We start from the raw sequence: 24,647 nt of genomic DNA, 5'->3' as shown, positions 1-24,647 counted from the left end.
CCATTAGAATTAGAAAATATGGTAATCTTTCGACCCACTCTCTATCTCGGTAACTCCATTCACTATGGCAGGAAACAAACCCTTCAACAAACAGACTGAACCCCGGGAACGCGATCCCCAGTTAGCCGGATTAAAGGTCCCGCCTCACTCGATCGAAGCGGAACAGTCGGTGTTGGGCGGTTTAATGCTGGATAACGAACGCTGGGACGATGTCGCCGAGCGCGTGGTCACTGACGATTTCTACACCCGCCCGCACCGCCATATCTTTACCGAAATGGCGCGTTTGCAGGAGTCAGGCAGCCCTATCGACCTGATCACGCTCGCGGAATCGCTGGAGCGTCAGGGGCAGCTGGAGTCGGTAGGCGGCTTCGCTTATCTGGCTGAACTGTCAAAAAACACCCCAAGCGCGGCGAACATCAGCGCCTATGCGGACATCGTGCGTGAACGTGCGGTGGTACGTGACATGATTTCCGTTGCCAACGAAATCGCCGAAGCTGGTTTCGATCCGCAGGGGCGTAACAGTGATGAACTGCTCGACCTGGCCGAATCCCGGGTCTTTAAAATTGCCGAAAGCCGGGCCAATAAAGACGAAGGGCCGAAGAACATCGCCGACGTGCTTGATGCCACCGTGTCGCGTATTGAGCAGCTGTTCCAGCAGCCGCACGATGGGGTGACGGGCGTTAACACGGGTTATGACGATCTGAATAAAAAGACCGCCGGTTTGCAGCCGTCGGATCTGATTATCGTCGCCGCCCGTCCGTCGATGGGTAAGACGACCTTTGCGATGAACCTCGTCGAAAACGCGGCGATGTTGCAGGATAAACCGGTTTTAATCTTCAGTCTGGAGATGCCCTCCGAGCAGATCATGATGCGTTCTCTGGCCTCGCTGTCCCGCGTGGACCAGACCCGGATTCGTACCGGTCAGCTGGACGATGAGGACTGGGCGCGGATCTCCGGCACCATGGGTATTCTGCTGGAAAAACGTAATATCTATATTGATGACTCCTCCGGCCTGACGCCAACGGAAGTGCGCTCCCGTGCGCGCCGTATCGCCCGCGAGCACGGCGGCATTGGCCTGATCATGATCGACTACCTCCAGCTGATGCGCGTCCCGTCGCTCTCTGATAACCGAACGCTTGAGATCGCCGAAATCTCCCGCTCGCTGAAAGCGCTGGCGAAAGAGTTGCAGGTGCCAGTGGTTGCGCTGTCGCAGCTTAACCGCTCCCTGGAACAGCGTGCCGACAAACGTCCGGTTAACTCCGACCTGCGTGAATCCGGCTCTATCGAGCAGGATGCTGACTTAATCATGTTCATCTATCGTGACGAGGTTTATCACGAGAACAGCGACCTGAAAGGGATCGCGGAAATTATTATCGGTAAGCAGCGTAACGGCCCCATCGGTACGGTGCGGCTTACCTTTAACGGCCAGTGGTCGCGTTTCGACAACTATGCTGGCCCGCAATACGATGACGAATAACTCTCCGACCTTCTTTTAACAAGGATTTGCAATGCAAGCGGCAACAGTTGTCATTAACCGCCGCGCTCTGCGACACAACCTGCAACGCCTGCGTGAACTGGTGCCCGCCAGCAAGCTCGTTGCAGTCGTGAAAGCGAACGCTTACGGACACGGTCTTATTGAGACCGCGCGAACGCTCCCTGATGCCGACGCCTTTGGCGTCGCCCGTCTCGAAGAAGCCCTGCGTCTGCGCGAAGGGGGGATCACCCAGCCGATTCTGCTGCTCGAAGGCTTCTTTAACGCCGCCGATCTCCCGACTATCACCACGCAACGGCTGCATACCGCCGTACACAATCTTGAGCAGCTCGAAGCGCTGGAAAACACGGTGCTCAGCGAGCCCGTCACCGTTTGGATGAAGCTCGACACCGGCATGCACCGTCTGGGCGTGCGTCCGGAGCAGGCGGAGGCGTTTTACCAGCGCTTAAGCCAGTGCAGGAATGTACGTCAGCCGGTCAATATCGTCAGCCATTTTGCCCGCGCCGATGAGCCTGAGTGTGGTGCCACCGAGCAGCAGCTCGATATCTTCAACACCTTCTGCGAAGGCAAGCCGGGCATGCGCTCGATTGCGGCATCCGGCGGTATTTTGCTCTGGCCGCAGTCTCATTTCGACTGGGCACGTCCAGGCATAATCCTGTACGGCGTCTCGCCGCTGGAGGGTAAGCCCTGGGGGCCGGACCTCGGTTTTCAGCCGGTAATGTCGCTCACCTCCAGCCTGATTGCGGTGCGTGAGCACAAAGCCGGGGAGCCGGTCGGCTACGGCGGGACCTGGATCAGCGAGCGCGACACCCGTTTAGGCGTGGTGGCGATGGGCTACGGCGACGGCTATCCGCGCGCGGCGCCATCCGGGACGCCAGTGCTGGTGAATGGCCGGGAAGTGACCATCGTTGGCCGTGTGGCGATGGATATGATCTGCGTCGACCTCGGGCCAGAGGCCCTGGAGAAAGCGGGCGATCCGGTGACGCTGTGGGGTGAAGGTTTGCCCGTGGAACGGATCGCGGAAATCACGAAAGTAAGTGCTTACGAACTTATCACGCGACTGACGTCGCGCCTGGCGATGCGGTACCTGGATTGAGCGTGACTTTGCTTGTAGGGATGAGAGAGCGCCAGTAATTTTCTTGTCGGTAGCCCGGGTCGCCAGGGTGGTGGCGATGGAGCCACCCTGGCACGTTCACCGGTTCAGATGTATCAGAGAAGCAAGGAACGTAAGGTGAACGGAACCACCACCTGAGTCGCAGGTTCCCCCTCATCCTCAGGTTGAAGAAGCCGACTGTGCCCGTTTTTTATGAAGTGCCACGCAACGTGTCGACCATACCCCATCTTCATTAACATCCTCTCGATCTTCTTCCACTTCCGGTTTATTGTTGAATTCCCTGCCTCATTATTATCCGGAGAACCATCGCGTGTTCCAGAAAGTCGACGCCTATGCTGGCGACCCTATCCTCTCCTTAATGGAGCGTTTCAAAGACGATCCGCGTGGCGATAAAGTTAACCTCAGTATCGGTCTTTACTACAACGAAGCGGGCATCATCCCGCAGCTGCAGGCCGTTGCCAAAGCCGAAGCGCGTCTGAACGTCACGCCACACGGTGCGTCGCTCTATCTGCCGATGGAAGGACTCAACAGCTACCGTCACACCATCGCCCCACTGCTGTTTGGCGCAGACCATCCGGTGCTGGCACAGAAGCGTGTTGCAACCATCCAGACGCTGGGCGGGTCAGGCGCGCTGAAGGTCGGCGCCGACTTCCTGCACAAATATTTTCCGGAGTCGGGTGTCTGGGTGAGCGATCCGACCTGGGAAAATCATGTCGCCATCTTTGAAGGCGCGGGCTTCACGGTGAATACCTATCCGTGGTTCGACGACCAGACTAACGGCGTACGCGTTGGCGCCTTGCTGGAAAAACTGAGCACCCTGCCGGAACGCAGCATCGTGCTGCTGCATCCGTGCTGCCATAACCCGACCGGTGCCGATCTGACGAATGCGCAGTGGGATGCGGTTATCGAGGTGCTGAAAGCCCGCAACCTGATCCCGTTCCTCGACATCGCCTACCAGGGCTTTGGCGCCGGGATGGAAGAGGATGCTTACGCCATCCGCGCCATTGCCAGCGCAGGTCTGCCGGCGCTGGTCAGCAACTCCTTCTCCAAAATCTTCTCGCTGTATGGCGAACGTGTCGGCGGTCTGTCTGTGGTCTGCGAAGATCAGGACGCCGCCGGGCGCGTGCTGGGCCAGCTGAAGGCGACCGTGCGTCGTATCTACTCCAGCCCACCAAACTTCGGGGCGCAGGTGGTGGCGACCGTGCTCGGCGATGACGAACTCAAAGCCGAGTGGCTGGCAGAGGTGGAAGCGATGCGTACCCGCATTCTCGCCATGCGTCAGACGCTGGTGGATGTGCTGAAGGATGCCGTTCCGGGGCACAACTTCGACTACCTGCTACAGCAGCGCGGCATGTTCAGCTATACCGGCCTCAGCGCACAGCAGGTGGACCGCCTGCGCGACGAGTTCGGCGTCTATCTGATTGCCAGTGGACGCATGTGCGTTGCAGGCCTGAATAGCGGCAACGTTCAGCGTGTGGCGAAGGCCTTTGCCGCTGTAATGTAAGCACTTACTCACGACCTCCTTCTTTAGCGAAGGGGGTCGTTAAGAAGTACAGCCGCGCTTTGTGATATCCCTCTTTCTATTGCGACAGAGAGAGAAATTCTCCTTTCCTTCCCCTCCCGCTGCGGTTATTTTCGATGGGGCTTTTGACCATCCGCTCAAAAATAAAACAACAATCTGAATATTCTGGGTAAAAAATGCGCAAGATCATACTGGCGCTCAGCGCTGCCTGCTTATTGCTCTCGCTCAGCAACCCAGCCGTGGCTCGCCCCTCTTCACCTCCACCGTTATATCCGGGCACAACCGCCGCCAGATTGGCTGAGCAGGCGCCCGTCCACTGGGTTTCCGTCGCGCAAATTGAAAAAAGTCTGCTCGGGCGTCCACCCATGTCGGTGGGGTTTGATATTGATGACACCGTCCTGTTTTCCAGCCCTGGTTTCTGGCGGGGTAAAAAAACCTGGTCTCCGGAGAGCGATGAGTACCTGAAAAATCCGGCATTCTGGGAGCAGATGAATAACGGCTGGGATGCGTTCAGCATTCCCAAAGAGGTGGCGCGGGCGCTGATCGCCATGCACCTGAAGCGCGGCGACAACATCTGGTTTATTACCGGGCGTCATTTCACTAAAACCGAAACGGTCACGAAAACCTTGCAGGACGCCTTTCTGATACCCGCCGTATCTATGAATCCGGTGATTTTTATTGGCGGAAAGGGGGAGAGGACCAAAACGCCGTGCATTGCCCAGAAACAGATTAAGATTTACTACGGCGACGCGGATAGCGACATCAACGCGGCGCGTGAAGCGGGTGCCAGGGGGATTCGGGTTTTGCGGGCGTCGAACTCCACCCAAAAACCGCTGCCTCAGGCGGGAGACTTTGGGGAAGAGGTGATCGTTAACTCAGAATATTGAGTCTCTTTTGGCGCAGGAAAGAACACTTTTTAAGCAGATTTACCTGCTGCGGGTTTTACCTTTCGTCGTATTGCTGCACACTTAGAGGGATCAACCTGTAAAACGGAGCAGCACATGTGGTATCAGCAAACCCTGACCCTGCGCGCCAGGTCTCGCGGTTTTCACCTGGTGACGGATGAGGTCATCGGTCAGATTCGCGATCTTCCCCGCATCAACGTGGGTTTACTTCATCTGTTGCTGCAACACACGTCAGCCTCTCTCACTCTTAACGAGAACTGCAATCCCACCGTCCGTTCCGATATGGAGCAGCATTTTCTCAAATCCATTCCCGATAATGCCCGCTGGGAACACGATGACGAGGGGCCAGACGACATGCCTTCCCATATTAAATCCTCCACGCTAGGCGTCTCTTTACTGCTGCCGGTCAATCATGGCCGTCTGCAGCTGGGTACCTGGCAGGGGATCTGGCTGGGAGAACATCGTATCCACGGCGGTTCGCGCAAAATCATCGCCACGCTACAAGGGGAATAAAGATGACAATTTCGGAGATACTTCAGTACTGCATGAATAAGCCGGGTGCGGAGCAAAGCGTGCACAGCGACTGGAAGGCAACCCAGATCAAAGTCGCCGACGTGCTGTTTGCGATGGTGAAAGATGTGGAGGGGCGTCCGGCGGCCTCGTTAAAAACCAGCCCTGAACTGGCGGAACTGTTGCGCCAGCAGCACAGCGACGTGCGTCCCAGCAAGCACCTGAATAAAGCGCACTGGAGCACGGTCTATCTGGACGGGTCGATTCCTGATTCGCAGATTTATTACCTGGTGGATGCCTCTTACACGCAGGCGGTGGAACTGCTGCCGGAGATGACCCGGCAGCAGCTGTCAGTATAACTACTTCAGAAGCGGTTTAAGGAAGCGGGCGGTGTGCGAGGCTTCGCACTCCGCGACGGTTTCCGGGGTGCCGGAAACCAGTATTTCACCGCCGCCGCTACCGCCTTCCGGACCGAGATCGACAATCCAGTCCGCGGTTTTAATCACGTCCAGGTTGTGCTCAATCACCACGATGGTGTTGCCCTGATCTCTGAGCTGGTGCAGCACGTCGAGAAGCTGCTGGATATCGGCAAAGTGCAGACCGGTGGTCGGCTCATCCAGAATGTAGAGCGTCTGTCCGGTGCCGCGTTTGGAGAGTTCACGCGCCAGCTTCACGCGCTGCGCCTCCCCGCCCGAGAGGGTAGTTGCTGACTGGCCCAGACGAATGTAGGTCAGACCAACATCCATCAGGGTCTGGAGCTTACGCGCCAGCGCCGGAACGGCATCAAAGAACTCGCGCGCCTCTTCGATGGTCATATCCAGCACTTCGTGGATGGTCTTGCCTTTATATTTGATCTCCAGCGTTTCGCGGTTATAGCGTTTGCCTTTGCACTGGTCGCACGGCACGTAGATATCCGGCAGGAAGTGCATCTCAACTTTGATCACCCCATCGCCCTGACAGGCTTCGCAGCGCCCGCCGCGCACGTTAAAGCTGAAGCGGCCCGGCGTGTAGCCGCGTGAGCGCGATTCCGGCACGCCGGCAAAGAGTTCACGTACCGGCGTGAAGACACCGGTATAGGTCGCCGGGTTAGAGCGCGGGGTACGACCAATCGGGCTCTGGTCGATATCGATCACCTTGTCGAAGTGCTCAAGCCCGGTGATGTCACGGTACGGCGCGGGCTCTGCCAGCGTTGCACCGTTCAGCTGAGTCTGCGCAATCGGGAACAGCGTGTCGTTAATCAGCGTCGATTTACCGGAACCTGACACCCCGGTAATGCAGGTGAACAGGCCGACCGGCAGGGTGAGCGTCACGTCTTTCAGGTTGTTGCCGCGAGCGCCGGTGAGCTTCAGTACTTTTTCCGGGTTGGCAGGCACGCGCTGTTTTGGCACCTCAATCTTGCGTTGACCGCTCATGTACTGGCCGGTCAGGGACTCCGGCACCGCCATGATGGCGTCCAGCGGCCCTTCCGCCACTACCTGGCCGCCGTGGACACCCGCGCCCGGCCCGATGTCGATCACGTGGTCGGCGGCGCGGATGGCATCTTCATCATGCTCGACCACAATCACCGTGTTGCCGAGGTTACGCAGGTGGATCAGGGTGCCAAGCAGACGTTCGTTGTCACGCTGGTGCAGGCCGATAGAGGGCTCATCCAGTACGTACATGACGCCCACTAAGCCCGCACCAATCTGGCTCGCCAGACGGATACGCTGGGCCTCGCCGCCGGAGAGCGTCTCTGCGGAGCGGGAAAGCGTCAGGTAGTTGAGGCCAACGTTCACCAGGAATTTCAGACGATCGCCAATCTCTTTCAGCACTTTCTCGGCGATTTTCGCCCGCTGGCCGGAGAGCTTCAGGTTGGTGAAGAAGTCCATCGCATGACCGATGCTCATGTCTGAGATGGCCGGCAGCGGCGTGTTTTCCACATACACATGGCGCGCTTCACGACGCAGACGGGTGCCGTCACAGGTGGCGCAGGAGCGGTTGCTGATGAACTTCGCCAGCTCTTCACGCACGGCGCTGGATTCGGTCTCTTTGTAGCGGCGCTCCATATTGTGCAGCACGCCTTCAAACGGATGGCGACGCACCGAGGTATCGCCGCGATCGTTCATGTATTTGAACTCGATGTTCTCTTTACCGGAACCGAACAGGATCACTTTGTGCACGTTCGGGCTCAGGCTGCCCCACGGCGCTTCAACGTCAAATTTATAGTGCTCTGCCAGCGACTTCAGCATCTGGAAATAGTAGAAGTTACGCTTATCCCAGCCGCGGATGGCGCCGCCAGCCAGCGACAGTTCGGGATTCTGGATCACCCGATCGGGATCGAAGTACTGCTGTACGCCCAGGCCATCACAGGTCGGGCAGGCGCCCGCCGGGTTGTTGAACGAGAACAGACGCGGTTCCAGCTCGCGCATGCTATAGCCGCACACCGGGCAGGCGAAATTGGCGGAGAAGAGCAGCTCCTCCGCTTTCGGGTCGTCCATATCGGCAACTACCGCCGTACCGCCGGAGAGATCCAGTGCGGTCTCGAACGACTCCGCCAGGCGCTGGGTCATATCGTCACGCACCTTAAAGCGGTCGATCACCACCTCTATAGTGTGTTTCTTTTGCAGTTCCAGCTTCGGTGGATCGGAGAGATCGCACACTTCCCCGTCGATACGGGCGCGGATATAGCCCTGGCTTGCCAGGTTTTCCAGCGTTTTGGTGTGTTCGCCCTTACGCTCTTTAATGATTGGCGCAAGCAGCATCAGGCGTCTGCCTTCCGGCTGCGCCAGCACGTTGTCCACCATCTGGCTGACGGTCTGCGCCGCCAGCGGGACATCGTGATCCGGACAACGCGGCTCGCCTACGCGGGCATAGAGCAGACGCAGGTAGTCATGGATTTCGGTGATGGTCCCGACGGTGGAACGCGGGTTGTGGGAGGTCGACTTCTGCTCAATAGAGATGGCAGGCGACAACCCTTCAATATGGTCGACGTCCGGTTTTTCCATCAGCGACAGGAACTGACGCGCATAGGCAGAGAGCGACTCAACGTAACGACGCTGACCTTCGGCATACAGGGTGTCGAAAGCCAGAGAGGATTTGCCTGAGCCTGAAAGCCCGGTGACGACAATCAGCTTGTCGCGAGGGATGACGAGGTTGATATTCTTGAGATTGTGGGTGCGGGCGCCCCGTACTTCGATCTTATCCATTCACCTTTCCCGGTAGGTAGATACACGGAATGCCTGGTTTGTTTGAAGGACAACCGGCATAAACGATTAATTATGACACAAATTGACCTGGCTGGATATACAGTATTGAGATGCAAATTCAGATTCGTTGTGCAAAAATAGACCACGAAAAGAGTTGGGTGGAATCCGCCTCGCAGCTATGAACATGCGGCATGGAAATGGTACACTCGCGCGTTTACACTATTTAGAAATTGTTTTCAGGAGACACGATCATGGCCAGCAGAGGCGTAAACAAGGTGATTCTCGTCGGTAATCTGGGCCAGGACCCGGAAGTACGCTATATGCCGAGTGGTGGTGCAGTGGCCAACATTACGCTGGCTACCTCCGAATCCTGGCGTGATAAAGCGACCGGTGAGATGAAAGAGCAGACCGAATGGCACCGCGTCGTGCTGTTTGGCAAACTGGCCGAGGTGGCCGGTGAGTATCTGCGTAAAGGTTCTCAGGTCTATATCGAAGGCCAGCTGCGTACCCGCAAATGGACCGATCAGTCTGGCCAGGAAAAATACACCACTGAAGTGGTGGTGAACGTTGGCGGTACCATGCAGATGCTGGGTGGCCGTCAGGGCGGTGGCGCGCCAGCAGGCGGCGGCCAGCAGCAGCAGGGCGGTTGGGGTCAGCCTCAGCAGCCGCAGGGCGGCAACCAGTTCAGCGGCGGCGCACAGTCCCGTCCGCAGCAGCCATCTGCGCCAGCGCAGTCCAACGAACCGCCAATGGACTTCGATGACGACATCCCGTTCTGATCTCTTGCAGAACGAAATAAAAACCCTGCCTGGCAGGGTTTTTTTATACCTGAGGGTCAGGAAAGGGTGAGTTACGGCTGTCGCCACTGCCTGATATGCTCGATCAGGGCACGCAGTTTTGGCGCCATATTGCGACGTTGCGGAAAATAAAGATAAAACCCTGCAAATTCAGGCAGGTAATCATCCAGTATGGATACAAGCTGCCCACTTTCAATATAGGGCCTGAATGTCTCCTGAGGAGCAAAAGTGATGCCGCCGCCGGCAAGGGCGATGTTCAGCATAAGACGCAGATCGTTAGTGGTGATCTGCGGATCGATGGCCACATCGAAAGGGACGCCTGCCTCCTCAAATTCCCAGCGATAGGGTGCTACATCCGGGGAAGGGCGCCAGCCGATACAGCGATGGCGAACCAGCTCCCGGGGATGTCGGGGGGCGCTGTTGGCCGCCAGCCAGGAGGGCGATGCAACCACCATTTCCCGCTGCGGCCCCGTCAGAGGCACGGCGATCATATCTTTTTCGATAACCTCTCCCAGCCTCACGCCGGCATCATAGCCCGCCGCCACGATATCGAACTCCTCATCCGACACCAGAATATCAATAGTCACACCCGGATTCGCTGCCGCAAAGGAGGCGAGCAAGGGGCCAGAAAGAAACTCTTCGGCTATTGATGTTACCGCAATCCGCAGAAGCCCGCGCGGCGCGCTGTCCGGGGCGATCTCTTCAAAGGCCGCTTCGATATTTGCTAAAGGCAAAGATAAGGCGTTACGCAGCCGCTCGCCTGCTTCGGTCAGGTTTACCGAACGCGTTGTGCGCATGACAAGCAGGGTTTCGAAAGCATCCTCAAGACGCCTTATACCCTGGCTGACTGCCGACCGGGTGACGCCAAGGCGTGCGGCGGCCGCGCTGAAGCTGTGCTCCTCGGCGACCGCGAGAAAAAGAGGCAGGAGATTAAGATCGACCTTCATTGTTTAGATCTGCTAACCAGTGAGTCAAGTGATAGCAGGATACAAGAAACAATCTAAGGGTTCTATTATCTTCCTGAACTCAACTGAAGGAGCACATCATGAATAAAGTTATCTTAATCACGGGCGCATCCAGCGGTATTGGTGAAGGTATTGCCAGAGAGCTTGGGTATGCTGGCGGGAAGGTATTGCTGGGGGCACGCAGGCTGGATCGCATAGAAGCCATTGCGGCAGAGATCCGCAATACGGGCGGCCAGGCTGAAGCCCATGAGCTGGATGTTACCAGCCGTCAGTCGATGGCTGGCTTCGTCCAGGCGGCAGTCGAAAAGTGGGGGCGCGTTGACGTTTTAATCAACAACGCAGGCATTATGCCGCTTTCACCCCTTGCGGCGGGGAAACAGGATGAATGGGAACGTACCGTTGACGTTAATATTAAAGGTGTTCTCTGGGGAATTGGGGCGGTACTTCCCATTATGGAGGCGCAGGGCAGCGGTCAGATTATCAATATTGGCTCTATCGGTGCCCTTTCCGTTGTGCCAACGGCCGCCGTCTATTGCGCCACAAAATTTGCAGTACGGGCAATTTCGGATGGTTTACGCCAGGAAAGCTCGAATATCCGCGTAACCTGCGTTAATCCCGGCGTGGTAGAAAGCGAACTGGCTTCGACCATCACCCACAAAGAAACCATGGCGGCGATGGACGCCTATCGTGCCATTTCGCTCAAACCCGCTGATATTGCCCGCGCCGTGCGGCAGGTTATTGAGGCACCCGAAAATGTTGATACCACCGAAATAACCATCAGGCCTACTGCGTCAGCAAATTAAAGCTGAATATTGTACGCGTTTCGCTATTAACAGGGCCTGATAAATAAGCGTGATGAAAAAATAACGCTGGTCTTGAGTAAATTCGTCCCATTTGTTTACGGCAGATTTAATTCTGTTAAAAAACGTTCGCTGAAATCAGGTGGGGATAGTATTTCCGTTTCGCTGGAAAGCTATCCAGCCGTATACCGATCCGATTAAAGGAGATCAGACATGAAAAATATGACTGGCTTAATGGCAGGTATTGCTTTATCTGTGATGTCATTCTGTAGTGTGGCACAGACGGTAAGCGCAGTTGACTCCACTCTGGATGGCGCGGAAGCAAAAATAGCGGTCCAGGCGCAAAAGGCTGGTGCGTCATATAAAATCACCAGTGCGCGCTTTAATAATAAGGCTTACGTAACGGCTGAACTGACCAAATAAATTTGCATAAGCATTGCAAAAAAAAGCTGCCCGGCGGGCAGCTTTTTTTGTTTTACCATGGCTGTTCGGTGGGCATAATAAATAGCTCTGCCACGTCCACATGGTCCGGCGCCTGTAACGCGTAGAGAATAGCGTCAGCGATATCGGCAGACTTCAGAAATGTCATCTGCTCTTTTAACTGCTCCATCCGGGCGCGGTAATTCTCGTCACTGATATGCTCAAATAACTCGCTTTCAACCGCGCCAGGCTGTAGCGAGGTAACACGGATATTGAATTCAGGCGATATCTCCATGCGCAAAATATCGCTGAAGGCCGCTACCGCGTGTTTGGTCGCACAGTAGACACCCAGTCCCGGAAAAGTTTTACGCCCGGCGATCGAGGAGGTATTGATAATATGTCCTGATTTCTGGGCCTGCATAACAGGGAGTACCGCTGCGACGGTATTAAACAGGCCCTTAATGTTGACGTCTACCATACGATGCCATTCTTCAAGTTTAAGGCTGGCGATGTCCGAAATGGGCATCAGCCCGGCATTGTTAAAGGCGATATCAATGCGGCCATAGGTTTTGTGCAACGTCGCCACGCCTGCAGATACGGAGGCCTGGTCTGTCACATCCATTTCCAGCGCGATGGCTTTACCGCCAGCAGCCTCAATTTCGCTGACCAGAGCCTGCAGGCGATCCAGGCGGCGCGCGGCGAGGCCAACTTTAACGCCATGTGCGGCTAATTTTTTGGCGGTAGCAGCACCGATGCCGCTTGATGCCCCGGTCACGATGGCGGTTTTACCGTTGAGTTCCATAATTGATCCTCTTGTGAATGGATTTCAGCGCTTCAGAAAGAACCTCTGAAGTACGGAACAATCATGTCTCTTTCACCCGGTCTCTTCGCGCGGCGGATTGCTCAAACTGTCGTGATTTTGCTACGACGATAATCGCTACGATATTTTGAAGGCGATATGCCGGTTACCCGGCGAAATGCTGAGGCAAAATGGCTGGGGCTGTTGTAACCCACGGTCAGGGAGATACTGATAATGGAATCATCTGTTTCGGAAAGCAGGCGACGCGCCTCTTCCATCCGCAGTCGGATAAAATAGTGGGAAGGCGAAAGCCCGGTAGACTGCTTAAAGACGCGGCTGAAGTGGAATTCGCTCAGTCCGGTCAGACAGGCCAACCGCGCCAGGTCAAAGGGCTGAGCCAGATCGTCACGCATCGCCTTAAAGACCCGGTGTAATTTAAACGCCTGCAGGCCGCCGCGATGCCGCTTCGCATCGGTCCGGTAAGTACGTGCCAGATGGACCGCCAGCGCCTGGGCGATACCCTGAATAAACGGGCCGCTGGGTTGATTTTGCTGGTAAAGCTCCGCGCGTATATGTTCCAGCAAAGCGGACAGCGTTTCGTCCCGCTCTCCGGAGACTTCGCGCAATTCAACGCCCTGCATCATGGCTACGCCAATATAGACGTGCATTACGATGAACGGCGCGCCTGGCTCGGCTCGCCATCTCATTTCGGTGGGCGAATCTGCCGTAGTGAGAAAAAAATCCCCTGCGACAACGGGGTTTGCTATCCACCCTTCTCCCGGGGAGCGTTCTTCAACCAGGGCACAGCCTGAAAGTATCCACACAATGAAGGGCTCCGGCACGGCGGGAATAATAATCTTTTCCTGGACCTGGCGACGCGTCAGGATTTGGACAAATACATCCCGGGAGGAGAGCGCCCGGTGTTCCTTCTGCAACTCCCCGGGAATGTATTCTTCGAATGTCTCTGCGGAAGTACGCTGGGTCATGTTAATCGACTAGGCCAGTTTTACCAGGTTCAGGGCTGGCAGAGGACCGCCAGGGAACTGTTGCAGATGACCACCCGTTTCAAGGCTGCCTAAATCTATAGTGGCGAAGCCCATTCGCGCGGCCAATGCTTCCACTTCGGATTTCGCCCCGGCATCGTCTCCAGAGATAAACACGACGCGGCGTCCGCCCGCCTGGGCCGGATCCTGCGCCAGCACGCTGGCCAGAAGCGTGTTGAAGGCTTTGACGACGCGGGCGCCGGGTGCCCACTGCGTCATCACCTGGCTGGAATTTTTTCCACCCAGTTCGGCCAGGGTAAAGCCGGGTAAAATCACCGGATTGGTGGCATCAATCAGGATACGTCCACTCCAGTTTAGACCGCTTAGCGCGGCTTCGGTGCTGCTCCAGTTGGTGCTTACAAAAACTATCCCGGCTTCAGCCGCTTGCTGCACGGTACCCGCGCGAGCCCTGTCGCCTAACGCGTTCACCACTTCCGCCAGGCTGTCGGGGCCACGGCTATTGCTCAGAATAACGTTCAGCCCGGAATTGACAAGCTGTCTGGCAAAAGCCTGCCCGATGGCGCCAGCGCCAATAATACCCACGGTTTCTGTTTTCATCGCTTGTTTCCTTAAATGTATGGTTGAGAAGCTGACCAAATAGTAATCATCGCCATTCCATCTGTGTAGCCTATATAATTAGATGGATCCCATCTAACGGAGCGATACATGCTTGACGGTATGTCTATCGATCAACTGCGTACGTTTATTGCCGCAGTTGATGAGGGCAGTTTCTCGGCCGCTGGGCGCAAATTACGGCGGGCGCAGTCGGTCGTCAGCGCGACGCTGGCGAACCTTGAGTCTCAGGTTGGCTTTCCGTTGTTTGAGCGAACGGGGCGCTATCCCAGACTGACGGAGGCGGGGCTTGCCCTGCTGGAGTCAGCGCGTATTGCAACGGCGGGAATGGACGCGTTCAAGGCTAAGGCACGCACCCTGGCTGAAGGGCTGGAGCCTGAACTTGTGGTATCCGTGGATGTGATGTTTCCTGTTGAAAAATTGACTGCCGCGGTGCAAGCCTTTCAGCAGGCCTTTCCTGCTACGCCCTTGCGTCTGTACGTGGAGGCGTTGGGTGGGGTACTTCAGCCTTTACTGGCCGGTAGCTGCCGGGTGGCGGTAATCGGCTCGCTACCCGATTTACCTGCGGGTTGTGCAGCTGAGTATCTTCTCAGCGTAGGCGCCGTAGCCGTGGTATCGCCAGATCATCCGCTGGCTAAAATAGCCGGCCCTCTCCTTCGTTCGGTTGTGCAGGAGCAGGTGCAACTGGTGTTGGCCGATCGTTCCACGCTCACTGCGGGGCGCAACTTCGGCGTTATGTCGGGCAAGACATGGCGTATAGGGGACATGGGAGCGAAGCATGCATTCTTACGCGCGGGGCTGGGTTGGGGCTATATGCCTTTGCCAATGGTTGAGGAAGATCTTGCCAGCGGTCGGCTGGTCGCTTTGAATTTACAGATGCAGCCTGACGTTGGCGCGGGATTTTCAATGTACGCCGTACATTTGAGGGAATACCCTCCAGGCCCGGCCGGACGCTGGTTTATCAATAAGCTCAAAGCGCATGCAAATGAATAAGGTGAATTAGCGATCTGACAACCAGGCCGGCGATGGTCATAAAAAAACCAGACCCTGGTCTGGTTTTTATCGCTGGAACTAGGTGTACATCATTGGCCAGTCCGGCGGCGTATGGCTCATTGCCTCAACCATGATCGTTTTAACGTTATTCCAGACCGCGGCCATATCCAGCAGGGTGATGCCCAGCAGGCCGGTGGCAAACCAGCATGCCGCCGCCAGACCCAGACAGGTGCTGATCACCGCCAGTACTGCGTAATCCGACTTTTTAAACTGAACGTTCAGGGTGCTGGCCAGAAACATCAGCACCGCGCTCAACAATTCCCAGCGTGCAAAGACAACACCGGTGGTAATAGCTGCCATAAGACCGATCCTCAAAGATATCCGCCGCCGGGTATAGCGCGACGTTGCCCGGACGTGGCAAACTGGCTATCGGCAAGCTCAGACTGACAAAATGAAACGATGTTTTGCGTTACATCATATGTGTGAACTATATCACATTTGTTCTTTTATTCGCCAGTGGGCAAATGCATGAAAATGGCCTTTTTTAACCCTTTATTTAATATGGTTATAGGGCCGCAGGAATATATCTTTAATCAGCTAATTGCTCGGGTTGCGGTAACTTTATCGATAATTCATTGAGATAAGAAAACGTGTACAGGTAACCTGTGGTTGTACAATATTTACAGCCTCAGACCTATGGATTATGCTTCATCCGGTTACGTAATTAGCCCGTAATAAATAAATCAGGCTTTTACTGGTTATTATTTGCTGTACTTTTAATTTTACACACACATCTTTTTTCGACAGGGTCAGACAGCCGTAATAATAGATGCTGGCTGCGTATCCTTTCACTCCTGATTTATTCGTTGCGACATTTTTTATCTCGTTAAATGAGCGACGAATAAAACGATGAAGCAAGCAAATCGAGAGAATATAAATGACAGTACGCGGGCTCTGCACGCATTAGCTAAATTAATGCCAAAATTATCGTCGCAGCAAACCTTAACGGATCTTCTGCAGACGATTAATCATACCTTTGGCGCCCAGACCAGCTGGGTAATGGTGGAGGACGATGCGGGTCAGCAGCAGGTAGTCAGCGTCGGTGAATTAACCTGCCATTCCTCAGAAATTAAAGCCTTTCTTTCCAGCACGTTATTGCAGCGTCACCACCGCGCATGGCGGGTCATCTGTTGGAAAGAGAAGACCGGTACGCTTTTATTTCCTGCCATGCATCCGGGACACAGGCAACTACAGTGTGGCGTGCTGTATAAATTGTCGCTGCAACAGGATCGCTGCAACGGCTACTTCTTCCTCGGCTTTGCGCAACCGCAAAGCAGCATCACCGTGCTGAAACAGGTGGTGGTGATCCTGGTCGAAAAACTGAAGGACTATTTGACCGGTCTCGTTGCCCGTGAGCGCACGGCAAAAGAGATGCAGCGGGTGATCACCCAGTATAAAACCCTGTTTGAGCGGGCGCCGGTACTGATGAACTCCTTTGACCGCCATAGCCGCTGCGTATTGTGGAATGCCGAGTGCGAAAAGGTGTTTGGCTGGACGATGGTGGAGATCAACGCCCATGCCGATCCGCTGGCGCTCTTTTATCCAGACCCGGAGGAGCGCCGCCGGGTGCACGAGTCGGTGAATACCACCCCGCTGAACGATATGTACGAATGGCATCCGCTACGTCGGGACGGGGTTCAGCTGACCATCCTGTGGTCGAATATCTCTCTGCCGGACGGCTCAATCCTCAATATCGGGCTCGATATTACCGCGCGTAAAAAAGCGGAGCAGCAGCTGGAGATGAAGGCGACCACCGACGATCTGACACGCTGTCTGAATCGCTCTGCCATCCTGCAGCAGATTGGCGCTGCGCTGGAGGCCTGCCAGCGCGAAGAGGCGGATAGCCACTTCTCTGTCATGATGCTCGACCTGGATTTCTTTAAACAGATTAATGATAAGTGGGGGCATCTGGTGGGCGATGCTGCGCTGATGCATTTTTGCGACTGCCTGCGGAGGGTGATCCCCTCGGGGGCAGCGCTGGGCCGGGTAGGGGGAGAGGAGTTTTTACTGCTGCTGCCAAAGACCCGCAGTGACGCGGCGGTGCAGCTCTCCATGGTACTCCGTCAGGCGCTCTCTCTCACGCCGCTCAAGGTCGGCAGCCGCACCTTAACACTCTCTTTCAGTGCGGGCGTGGTGGAGGTGAATGGAAAACCACGCGATACCTCATCGCTACTCATTAGCGCAGATAAGGCACTTTACGATGCCAAGCGCGGCGGAAGAGGTAAAACAATCGTCGCGGTTGATTATTTATAAATCACTTCAATCATCCTGACGGGTTAAATAGCACAAAATTTCATGATGAAGTTGCGCTTTTTTCATTCTGTAGGTAGTTTGGCTTAATCGACGATTTTCTGTTGAGTTATCCGGGAGCCTGGCTTCCTGGAACGGTAATTATTTAACTTAATAAACACGAAACGAATACTTTCAGTTTGGCTTACGGACAAATATTATCGGCATAACTCAATATTAGGTTATTGGCGTTAAAAGTCAGTTGCTAACTTCGCATGATTCATGCAACGTAATCACCTGTTTAGCAAAGCATCCGGCCTTCATGACTACAGGCACATAAAAAGCAGGGATAATAGGGCGGAAATGAATCGTAACGCACGGGACAAGGTGCTGAGGATAGTCGGGGTTATCATGGTAGTTTTGCTACCTGTGATGCTTGCGCTATGGTTTGCTCAGCAACGCGCGGTCAACGAAACAAGCAGTCAACTTCGCTCATTTGCCGCACTCGCTTTAGACAAAACCGAACTGGTTATTCAGCAGGTTGAGCTGGCACGTCAGGCGGCTGAAAAATACTCGGGTGATATTTGTACACCGGATCACCGACAATATATGTTAAATATTGTCCGGGGCCGACTCTACATTGCCGACCTGCTGTACGCCGAAGGTAAAGCGTTTCTCTGCTCAACAACCAGCACGCCTGAAAACCCCTATTTAATTTCTGCTGCCAATTACCAACGCGCGCCTGACGTCTCTATCTATTATTACCGCGATACGCCATTTTATGCGGGATATAAAATGACCTATATGCAGGTCGGTAATTATGTGGTGGTGGTTAATCCTCTGACCTATAGCGAAGTCATGTCATCCGACCGCTCCCTGGCGTGGGGGGTATTTGATACGGTGAACAACGACTTTTTCTCCATTAGTGAACAGGCAAAAGAAAATGCCTTAAAAAAGCTGATTGGCGATAACGAAGCTATATTCCAGAAAGAAGGTCGTTTTTACACTATTGTTCGCTCCGAGAAACGCCCGATTGCCGCGATTGTTTCGACCACCAATCAGCGTTTTTATGAAGTTCTCTATTATCAGGCAACGTTAACCCTGCCGCTGGGCATGATCAGCAGTATTATCATTTTACTGATGTGGTCGCGGACGCGACGCGAATTTAATTCACCAGGCCGCTTATTGCACCGGGCATTAAATAAAAGACAACTATGCCTGCATTACCAGCCGATTATCGACATAAAAACAAATGCGTGTGTCGGCGCAGAAGCGCTGTTGCGTTGGCCTGGTTTTAACGGTCCGGTAATGAGCCCGGTAGAGTTTATCCCGCTGGCAGAAAAAGAGGGGATGAGCGAACGCATCACCGATTATGTGGTAGAAGAAGTCTTCAGCGATCTGGGCCATTTCCTGGCCTGTAACCCGCATCTCTATATCTCCATTAACCTCTCGGCAACGGACTTCCACTCTTCACGCCTGATTGCGATGATCACCGATAAAGCCCGACACTATAATGTGCGGGCCCAGCAGATCAAAATTGAAGTGACGGAGCGCGGTTTCATTGATGTTCCCAGGACCACGCCGGTGATCCAGGCATTTCGCCAGGCGGGATATGAAGTGGCGATTGACGATTTTGGTACCGGCTATTCCAACCTGCACAACCTCTACTCGCTGAACGTGGATATCCTCAAAATCGACAAGACCTTCATCGATACGTTGACCACCAACAGCACCAGCCATCTCATCGTCGAGCACATTATCGAAATGGCCCAAAGCCTGCGCCTGAAAACCATCGCGGAAGGGGTAGAAACCGTGGAGCAGGTGATGTGGTTGAACAAGCGCGGCGTTCAGTATTGCCAGGGCTGGCACTTTGCCAAGGCGATGTCACCGCAGGATTTCATGACCTGGCAACATCAGCCCGTCGCGGCAGCCCTTGCTCATAGCCACTAGTTAAGCTGATGGCGATAGTCGCTGGGGGTGCGATCAAATTCGCGGCGGAAGACGCGGGAGAACGTCTGCTGGGAGACATATCCCAGATCCATGGCGATATCAAAAATGGGCCGCTGGGTGGTGCGTAACGCCTGGGCAGCCAGCAATAATCTGCGTTGACGAATGTATTCGCCCAGCGTCTGGTGCGTGACGGCGCGGAACATTCTCTGTAAGTACCACTTCGAGTAACCCGACTTCTTCGCCACCACATCAATACTCAAAGGTTGATCGATATGGTCATCCATCCATTCAATAAGTGTCTGAATAATTTGTTGATGTGACATAGAGCAGCCTCTCTCTGGATACACCTGTATCGGTTGATTCGTCGTTTTGTCTGCGGGCGAGTATAATTCCTCAAGTTAACTTGAGGTAAAGAGGTTTTATGGAAAAGAAATTACCGCGGATTAAACCGCTGCTGTCGCCGGGCGAGGTGGCAAGGCGTAGCGGTGTGGCGGTCTCTGCACTGCACTTCTATGAAAGCAAAGGGTTAATTAAAAGCATCCGCAACGCCGGCAACCAGCGCCGCTATACCCGTGACGTGCTGCGCTATGTGGCGATCATTAAGATTGCCCAGCGTATTGGCATCCCGCTGGCCACCATTGGCGAGGCGTTTGGCATCCTGCCGGAAGGGCATACCCTGAGCGCAAAGGAGTGGAAGGCCCTCTCTTCCCAGTGGCGCGATGAGCTGGACCGGCGCATTCACACTCTGGTGGCGCTGCGCGATGAGCTGGATGGATGTATTGGTTGCGGATGCCTGTCGCGCAGCGACTGCCCGCTGCGTAACCCTGGCGATAAGCTGGGCGAACAGGGTACCGGCGCGCGGCTGCTGGAAGAGGATTAGCCGGACATATAAAAAACTAAAGCGCCACAACAGGGCGCTTTAGTTATTCCCGGTCTTTGTCTTTCTCTCTATCCCGCTGGTTCACAGGAGGGTTTCCCCCGACATCAACACCCCTCAGTCGAGCATCTGGTGGAGGTTCCGGCTTGTGCTGACACTTTAAGTCTAGGCCGCAGCCTTAGCTTTGCCAGCCTCATCGCGCAAAAACTCGGCAAAATTTTTTCGCCAGGTTGTGCAATTTTCTATAGTTAGTGGATACGCCTGACTGGAGATAACAATGATAACGGTCCACCACCTCAATCAGTCCCGATCGCAGCGCGTGCTCTGGGCGCTGGAAGAGCTCTCGCTGCCTTACCAGATCGTTCGTTATCAGCGGGATAAGACCATGATGGCCCCCGCCACGCTGCGTAAAATCCACCCGCTGGGAAAATCTCCGGTGCTGGAGGACAACGGCCTGATCCTGGCGGAATCGGGCGCTATCCTCGAATATTTGCAGGAAACTTACGATCCCGGGGGACAGATGAAGCCGCAGGAGCGTGAGCTAAAACTGCAATACCGTTTCTGGCTCCATTACGCAGAAGGCTCGTTAATGCCGCTGCTGCTGATGAAGCTGGTCTTCGCCAGCCTCGGTAAACCGCCCGTCCCGTTTGGCCTGCGAACGCTCGGCAAGGTGCTGGGGCAGGGGGTAGAGAAGGCCTATCTTAACCGCCAGCTGGAAACGCATGCCCGCTTTCTGGAGTCCTCGCTGGAGAAGCATCGTTGGTTCGCCGGGGATCATCTCAGCATGGCGGACGTGCAGATGAGCTTTCCGGTCTTCGCCCTGCTGGAACGCGGCGGCATAGATAATCTTCCCCGCCTGCAAAACTGGAAGAAAAATGTCGAAATGCGTCCGGCCTGGCAGCGGGCGATCCAGCAGGGCGGGCCGTTCGAGATCCCTGGCGGGTCCTGAAATTGTTATCAAATTGCGCATTCACGATAACGTTTGCGCATACTCTGTTCACTTCTTCACCGCCTCGCACGCATTTTAGCGAAAAACGTCAAAGTTAAGTTGAAAATGCCCGCATTGAGGACGGATAATCGTTTGCCTTCATTTCGACACCCGTTTTGTCAGCGCAAAGCTAAACGTTTGCTTTTTTTATGACTCCCCTTTTTGTCATAAACGCAGCACAAGGATATGACGTTTAGCGGGTCGTGGAGTGTCCGTCACGCTGACAGACGACAATTATAATTTTCAGGGGATGTTTTCTATGTCTACGCCATCTGCGCGTACCGGCGGTTCACTCGACGCCTTTTTTAAAATTTCTGCCCGCGGCAGCACCGCGCGTCAGGAGATCGTTGCCGGTCTGACGACTTTCCTGGCGATGGTCTACTCGGTGATCGTGGTGCCGGGCATGCTGGGTAAAGCTGGTTTCCCACCGGCGGCGGTCTTTGTCGCCACCTGTCTGGTTGCCGGTGTCGGCTCCATCGTGATGGGCCTGTGGGCTAACCTGCCGCTGGCGATCGGCTGTGCCATCTCGCTGACCGCTTTTACCGCGTTCAGCCTGGTGCTGGGTCAGCAGATCAGCGTGCCGGTTGCGCTGGGCGCCGTGTTCCTGATGGGTGTGCTGTTTACCATTATCTCTGCCACCGGTATCCGTAGCTGGATCCTGCGCAACCTGCCGCAGGGCATCGCCCACGGGACGGGGATTGGTATCGGTCTGTTCCTGCTGCTGATTGCCGCCAACGGCGTGGGTCTGGTGATCAAAAACCCGCTGGACGGTCTGCCGGTTGCGCTGGGTAATTTTGCCAGCTTCCCGGTGATCATGTCGCTGATTGGCCTGGCGGTGATCATTGGTCTGGAAAAACTGAAAGTGCCGGGCGGCATCCTGCTGACCATCATCGGCGTCTCCATTGTCGGCCTGATTTTCGATCCTGCCGTACACTTCTCCGGCGTATTCGCCATGCCATCCCTGAGTGACGAAAACGGCAACTCGTTGATTGGCAGCCTGGATATCGTAGGGGCGCTCAACCCTGTCGTGCTGCCAAGCGTACTGGCGCTGGTGATGACCGCGGTCTTCGATGCCACCGGTACCATCCGCGCGGTAGCCGGTCAGGCGAACCTGCTGGATAAAGATGGCCAGATTATCGACGGCGGCAAAGCGCTGACCACCGACTCCCTGAGCAGCGTCTTCTCGGGTCTGGTCGGGGCGGCACCTGCTGCGGTGTATATCGAATCGGCGGCGGGTACGGCGGCAGGCGGTAAAACCGGTCTGACGGCGATTACCATCGGCGTGCTGTTCCTGCTGATCCTGTTCCTCGCGCCGCTCTCGTATCTGGTGCCGGCTTACGCCACCGCCCCTGCGCTGATGTATGTGGGTCTGCTGATGCTGAGCAACGTGGCGAAGATTGATTTTGCCGATTTCGTCGACGCAATGTCCGGCCTTATCACCGCGGTATTTATTGTGCTGACCTGTAACATTGTTACCGGCATCATGATTGGTTTTGCCTCGCTGGTGATTGGCCGTATCGTCTCAGGCGAATGGCGTAAACTGAACATCGGTACGGTGGTGATTGCCGTCGCGCTGGTGGTCTTCTACGCGGGCGGCTGGGCTATCTAAGCCATATGCGGCGTAAAAAGACGGGTGGCTCAGGCCGCCCGTTTTTATTTTCAGGACACATCTCGTTGTCTTATGCGTTACTCTGGGAAAGGTACATTAAGGCACGATGCCAGTGGCCTAAACGAACAGAATTATCGCAAACAGGGAACGCATGGAAATTTTCTTCACAATACTCATCATGACCCTTGTGGTCTCACTTTCCGGGGTAGTTACCCGCGTACTGCCCTTTCAGCTACCGCTGCCGCTCATGCAGATTGCCATCGGTGCTCTGCTGGCCTGGCCGACGTTCGGATTGCATGTCGAGTTTGATCCGGAACTGTTTCTGGTGCTGTTTATTCCTCCTTTGCTTTTTGCCGACGGCTGGAAAACGCCCACGCGCGAGTTTCTTGAGCACGGGCGCGAGATCCTGGGTCTGGCGCTGGCGCTGGTGGTTATCACCGTCATGGGGATCGGTTTTCTCATCTACTGGGTGGTGCCGGGGATCCCGCTGATACCAGCCTTTGCACTGGCGGCGGTGCTGTCGCCAACGGATGCCGTGGCGCTCTCCGGCATCGTCGGTGAAGGGCGCATGCCGAAAAAAATCATGGGCATCCTGCAGGGTGAGGCGCTAATGAACGACGCCTCCGGTCTGGTGGCCCTGAAGTTTGCCGTTGCCGTGGCGATGGGTACCATGATTTTTACCGTCGGCGGCGCCACCGTAGAGTTCTTGAAAGTGGCGATTGGCGGTATCCTCGCCGGGTTTGTGGTGAGCTGGCTGTATGGCCGTTCGCTGCGCTTCCTCAGCCGCTGGGGCGGTGATGAACCCGCCACGCAGATCGTACTGCTGTTCCTGCTGCCATTCGCCTCTTATCTGATTGCCGAGCACATTGGCGTGTCGGGCATTCTGGCGGCGGTGGCGGCGGGGATGACCATCACCCGTTCCGGCGTGATGCGTACCGCGCCGCTGGCGATGCGCCTGCGTGCCAACAGCACCTGGTCGATGCTGGAGTTTGTCTTTAACGGCATGGTCTTCCTGCTGTTGGGCCTGCAGCTGCCGGGCATTCTTGAGTCTTCGCTGGTGGCGGCAGAGGCTGACCCGAACGTCGACACCTGGATGCTCTTTACCGATATCGTGCTGATTTATGCCGCGCTGATGCTGGTGCGTTTCGGCTGGCTGTGGACGATGAAAAAATTCAGCGTCCGCTTCCTGAAAAATAAACCGATGGAGTTTGGCTCCTGGACGACCCGTGAACTGCTGATTTCCACCTTTGCGGGCGTGCGCGGGGCGATCACCCTGGCCGGTGTGCTCTCCATTCCGCTGCTGTTGCCGACCGGCGATGTCTTCCCGGCCCGCTACGAGCTGGTGTTCCTGGCCGCCGGGGTGATCTTGTTCTCGCTGTTTGTCGGCGTGGTGATGCTGCCCATCCTGCTGCAACATATGGAGGTGGGCGATCACGTCCAGCAGCATAAAGAGGCGCGTATCGCCCGGGCGGCCACCGCGGAAGTGGCGATTGTCACCATCCAGAAGATGGAAGAGCGCCTGGCGGCCGATACCGAAGAGAACCTCGATACGCAGCTGCTGAAAGAGGTGAGCTCGCGGGTCATTGGTAACCTGCGCCGCCGTGCGGATGGCCGAAATGACGTAGAGAGCTCGCTGCAGGAAGAGAACCTGGAGCGTCGCTTCCGCCTGGCCGCGCTGCGCGCCGAACGTGCGGAGCTTTATCATCTGCGCGCCACCCGGGAGATCAGCAACGAGACGCTGCAAAAACTGCTGCACGATCTCGATCTGATGGAAGCCCTGTTGGTTGAGAAGCCGTAATGGTTGATTGCCCGGTGG

23 protein-coding genes are annotated in these 24,647 nt (G+C 55.5%); 16 read left to right on the top strand and 7 right to left on the bottom strand.

Annotation, left to right across the window (positions count from 1 at the left end; genetic code table 11):
* Positions 1-64 precede the first annotated feature (64 nt).
* The 6 genes from dnaB to ACT3IC_RS08190 all read left to right on the top strand — a co-directional run bounded on the left by dnaB (position 65) and on the right by ACT3IC_RS08190 (position 5,902).
* The gene (gene dnaB / locus ACT3IC_RS08215) at positions 65-1,477 is read left to right on the top strand and encodes a replicative DNA helicase (protein WP_103177851.1); all 1,413 of its coding nucleotides are present in this window, start codon (positions 65-67) and stop codon (positions 1,475-1,477) included.
* Between the two features lie 31 nt (positions 1,478-1,508).
* Positions 1,509-2,588: an alanine racemase gene (alr, locus tag ACT3IC_RS08210; RefSeq protein WP_473477100.1), complete on the top strand. Its 1,080-nt coding sequence runs from the start codon at positions 1,509-1,511 to the stop codon at positions 2,586-2,588.
* A 328-nt stretch (positions 2,589-2,916) separates the two neighbouring features.
* The gene (gene tyrB, locus ACT3IC_RS08205; protein WP_473477097.1) at positions 2,917-4,110 is read left to right on the top strand and encodes an aromatic amino acid transaminase; all 1,194 of its coding nucleotides are present in this window, start codon (positions 2,917-2,919) and stop codon (positions 4,108-4,110) included.
* A 194-nt stretch (positions 4,111-4,304) separates the two neighbouring features.
* A complete protein-coding gene (aphA, locus tag ACT3IC_RS08200) occupies positions 4,305-5,015 on the top strand; it encodes an acid phosphatase AphA (RefSeq protein ID WP_420193182.1) in 711 nt (236 codons plus the stop codon).
* A 114-nt stretch (positions 5,016-5,129) separates the two neighbouring features.
* Complete coding sequence (locus tag ACT3IC_RS08195) at positions 5,130-5,546, top strand: secondary thiamine-phosphate synthase enzyme YjbQ (RefSeq protein ID WP_473477095.1); 417 nt, start codon at positions 5,130-5,132, stop codon at positions 5,544-5,546.
* 2 nt (positions 5,547-5,548) lie between these two features.
* A complete protein-coding gene (locus ACT3IC_RS08190; protein WP_103177856.1) occupies positions 5,549-5,902 on the top strand; it encodes an MmcQ/YjbR family DNA-binding protein in 354 nt (117 codons plus the stop codon).
* Here the strand turns inward: ACT3IC_RS08190 and uvrA are convergent, their stop codons facing one another.
* Positions 5,903-8,728, bottom strand: coding sequence for an excinuclease ABC subunit UvrA (gene uvrA, locus ACT3IC_RS08185; RefSeq protein ID WP_159340265.1), 2,826 nt, complete (start codon positions 8,726-8,728; stop codon positions 5,903-5,905).
* A 251-nt stretch (positions 8,729-8,979) separates the two neighbouring features.
* Here uvrA and ssb1 point away from each other — a divergent pair, with 251 nt between their 5' ends.
* A complete protein-coding gene (gene ssb1 / locus ACT3IC_RS08180; protein ID WP_103177858.1) occupies positions 8,980-9,507 on the top strand; it encodes a single-stranded DNA-binding protein SSB1 in 528 nt (175 codons plus the stop codon).
* A gap of 71 nt (positions 9,508-9,578) precedes the next feature.
* Here ssb1 and ACT3IC_RS08175 read toward each other — a convergent pair whose 3' ends face one another.
* Positions 9,579-10,472 carry a LysR family transcriptional regulator gene (locus ACT3IC_RS08175; RefSeq protein ID WP_159340264.1) on the bottom strand — a complete coding sequence of 298 codons (894 nt, stop codon included), beginning with the start codon at positions 10,470-10,472 and terminating at the stop codon, positions 9,579-9,581.
* 98 nt (positions 10,473-10,570) lie between these two features.
* On the opposite strand from ACT3IC_RS08175, the gene ACT3IC_RS08170 reads away from it, so the two are divergent.
* Positions 10,571-11,293, top strand: a complete 723-nt coding sequence (locus ACT3IC_RS08170) for an SDR family oxidoreductase (protein ID WP_159340263.1) — start codon at positions 10,571-10,573, stop codon at positions 11,291-11,293.
* Positions 11,294-11,503: 210 nt separating this feature from the next.
* Positions 11,504-11,713: a YdgH/BhsA/McbA family protein gene (locus ACT3IC_RS08165; RefSeq protein WP_159340262.1), complete on the top strand. Its 210-nt coding sequence runs from the start codon at positions 11,504-11,506 to the stop codon at positions 11,711-11,713.
* A 52-nt stretch (positions 11,714-11,765) separates the two neighbouring features.
* On the opposite strand, the gene ACT3IC_RS08160 is transcribed toward ACT3IC_RS08165, so the two are convergent.
* The 3 genes from ACT3IC_RS08160 to ACT3IC_RS08150 form a co-directional block, all read right to left on the bottom strand.
* The gene (locus tag ACT3IC_RS08160; RefSeq protein ID WP_156653728.1) at positions 11,766-12,512 is read right to left on the bottom strand and encodes an SDR family oxidoreductase; all 747 of its coding nucleotides are present in this window, start codon (positions 12,510-12,512) and stop codon (positions 11,766-11,768) included.
* 101 nt (positions 12,513-12,613) lie between these two features.
* On the bottom strand, positions 12,614-13,495 hold the full coding sequence (locus ACT3IC_RS08155; protein WP_103177863.1) for a helix-turn-helix domain-containing protein: 882 nt from the start codon (positions 13,493-13,495) through the stop codon (positions 12,614-12,616).
* 9 nt (positions 13,496-13,504) lie between these two features.
* Complete coding sequence (locus ACT3IC_RS08150) at positions 13,505-14,149, bottom strand: NADPH-dependent F420 reductase (protein WP_259935564.1); 645 nt, start codon at positions 14,147-14,149, stop codon at positions 13,505-13,507.
* 69 nt (positions 14,150-14,218) lie between these two features.
* Between ACT3IC_RS08150 and ACT3IC_RS08145 the strand changes: the two genes are divergently transcribed.
* Entirely contained in the window at positions 14,219-15,118 is a 900-nt protein-coding gene (locus tag ACT3IC_RS08145) for a LysR family transcriptional regulator (RefSeq protein ID WP_156653731.1), read from the top strand.
* Positions 15,119-15,196: 78 nt separating this feature from the next.
* Here ACT3IC_RS08145 and ACT3IC_RS08140 read toward each other — a convergent pair whose 3' ends face one another.
* Positions 15,197-15,478, bottom strand: a complete 282-nt coding sequence (locus tag ACT3IC_RS08140; RefSeq protein ID WP_103177866.1) for a YjcB family protein — start codon at positions 15,476-15,478, stop codon at positions 15,197-15,199.
* A gap of 549 nt (positions 15,479-16,027) precedes the next feature.
* On the opposite strand from ACT3IC_RS08140, the gene ACT3IC_RS08135 reads away from it, so the two are divergent.
* Entirely contained in the window at positions 16,028-17,431 is a 1,404-nt protein-coding gene (locus ACT3IC_RS08135) for a sensor domain-containing diguanylate cyclase (protein ID WP_103177867.1), read from the top strand.
* Positions 17,432-17,770: 339 nt separating this feature from the next.
* Entirely contained in the window at positions 17,771-19,357 is a 1,587-nt protein-coding gene (locus tag ACT3IC_RS08130; RefSeq protein ID WP_159340261.1) for an EAL domain-containing protein, read from the top strand.
* Here the strand turns inward: ACT3IC_RS08130 and soxS are convergent.
* Complete coding sequence (gene soxS / locus ACT3IC_RS08125; RefSeq protein WP_103177869.1) at positions 19,354-19,680, bottom strand: superoxide response transcriptional regulator SoxS; 327 nt, start codon at positions 19,678-19,680, stop codon at positions 19,354-19,356. The two genes, ACT3IC_RS08130 and soxS, sit on opposite strands and share 4 nt — an antisense overlap.
* 98 nt (positions 19,681-19,778) lie before the next feature.
* Between soxS and soxR the strand changes: the two genes are divergently transcribed.
* From soxR to ACT3IC_RS08105, 4 genes are all read left to right on the top strand, one after another.
* Positions 19,779-20,237 carry a redox-sensitive transcriptional activator SoxR gene (soxR, locus tag ACT3IC_RS08120; protein ID WP_103177870.1) on the top strand — a complete coding sequence of 153 codons (459 nt, stop codon included), beginning with the start codon at positions 19,779-19,781 and terminating at the stop codon, positions 20,235-20,237.
* A gap of 274 nt (positions 20,238-20,511) precedes the next feature.
* Positions 20,512-21,183: a glutathione S-transferase family protein gene (locus ACT3IC_RS08115; protein ID WP_159340260.1), complete on the top strand. Its 672-nt coding sequence runs from the start codon at positions 20,512-20,514 to the stop codon at positions 21,181-21,183.
* 298 nt (positions 21,184-21,481) lie between these two features.
* Positions 21,482-22,831, top strand: a complete 1,350-nt coding sequence (gene ghxP / locus ACT3IC_RS08110) for a guanine/hypoxanthine transporter GhxP (RefSeq protein WP_103177872.1) — start codon at positions 21,482-21,484, stop codon at positions 22,829-22,831.
* Between the two features lie 151 nt (positions 22,832-22,982).
* Complete coding sequence (locus ACT3IC_RS08105) at positions 22,983-24,629, top strand: Na+/H+ antiporter (RefSeq protein ID WP_156653734.1); 1,647 nt, start codon at positions 22,983-22,985, stop codon at positions 24,627-24,629.
* The last annotated feature ends 18 nt before the right edge of the window (positions 24,630-24,647 follow it).

Source organism: Leclercia sp. GHBNCSD (assembly GCF_055805075.1).
The sequence above is the reverse complement of the archived record's forward strand: the minus strand, read 5'-3'. Positions and strand labels throughout refer to the sequence as shown.

Coding starts and splice junctions, on each gene's coding strand:
- dnaB (WP_103177851.1), top strand. CDS start 65: ATGGCAGGAAACAAACCCTTCAACAAACAGACTGAACCCCGGGAACGC.
- alr (WP_473477100.1), top strand. CDS start 1,509: ATGCAAGCGGCAACAGTTGTCATTAACCGCCGCGCTCTGCGACACAAC.
- aphA (WP_420193182.1), top strand. CDS start 4,305: ATGCGCAAGATCATACTGGCGCTCAGCGCTGCCTGCTTATTGCTCTCG.
- ACT3IC_RS08195 (WP_473477095.1), top strand. CDS start 5,130: ATGTGGTATCAGCAAACCCTGACCCTGCGCGCCAGGTCTCGCGGTTTT.
- ACT3IC_RS08190 (WP_103177856.1), top strand. CDS start 5,549: ATGACAATTTCGGAGATACTTCAGTACTGCATGAATAAGCCGGGTGCG.
- uvrA (WP_159340265.1), bottom strand. CDS start 8,728: ATGGATAAGATCGAAGTACGGGGCGCCCGCACCCACAATCTCAAGAAT.
- ssb1 (WP_103177858.1), top strand. CDS start 8,980: ATGGCCAGCAGAGGCGTAAACAAGGTGATTCTCGTCGGTAATCTGGGC.
- ACT3IC_RS08175 (WP_159340264.1), bottom strand. CDS start 10,472: ATGAAGGTCGATCTTAATCTCCTGCCTCTTTTTCTCGCGGTCGCCGAG.
- ACT3IC_RS08170 (WP_159340263.1), top strand. CDS start 10,571: ATGAATAAAGTTATCTTAATCACGGGCGCATCCAGCGGTATTGGTGAA.
- ACT3IC_RS08165 (WP_159340262.1), top strand. CDS start 11,504: ATGAAAAATATGACTGGCTTAATGGCAGGTATTGCTTTATCTGTGATG.
- ACT3IC_RS08160 (WP_156653728.1), bottom strand. CDS start 12,512: ATGGAACTCAACGGTAAAACCGCCATCGTGACCGGGGCATCAAGCGGC.
- ACT3IC_RS08155 (WP_103177863.1), bottom strand. CDS start 13,495: ATGACCCAGCGTACTTCCGCAGAGACATTCGAAGAATACATTCCCGGG.
- ACT3IC_RS08145 (WP_156653731.1), top strand. CDS start 14,219: ATGCTTGACGGTATGTCTATCGATCAACTGCGTACGTTTATTGCCGCA.
- ACT3IC_RS08140 (WP_103177866.1), bottom strand. CDS start 15,478: ATGGCAGCTATTACCACCGGTGTTGTCTTTGCACGCTGGGAATTGTTG.
- ACT3IC_RS08135 (WP_103177867.1), top strand. CDS start 16,028: ATGAAGCAAGCAAATCGAGAGAATATAAATGACAGTACGCGGGCTCTG.
- ACT3IC_RS08130 (WP_159340261.1), top strand. CDS start 17,771: ATGAATCGTAACGCACGGGACAAGGTGCTGAGGATAGTCGGGGTTATC.
- soxS (WP_103177869.1), bottom strand. CDS start 19,680: ATGTCACATCAACAAATTATTCAGACACTTATTGAATGGATGGATGAC.
- soxR (WP_103177870.1), top strand. CDS start 19,779: ATGGAAAAGAAATTACCGCGGATTAAACCGCTGCTGTCGCCGGGCGAG.
- ACT3IC_RS08115 (WP_159340260.1), top strand. CDS start 20,512: ATGATAACGGTCCACCACCTCAATCAGTCCCGATCGCAGCGCGTGCTC.
- ghxP (WP_103177872.1), top strand. CDS start 21,482: ATGTCTACGCCATCTGCGCGTACCGGCGGTTCACTCGACGCCTTTTTT.
- ACT3IC_RS08105 (WP_156653734.1), top strand. CDS start 22,983: ATGGAAATTTTCTTCACAATACTCATCATGACCCTTGTGGTCTCACTT.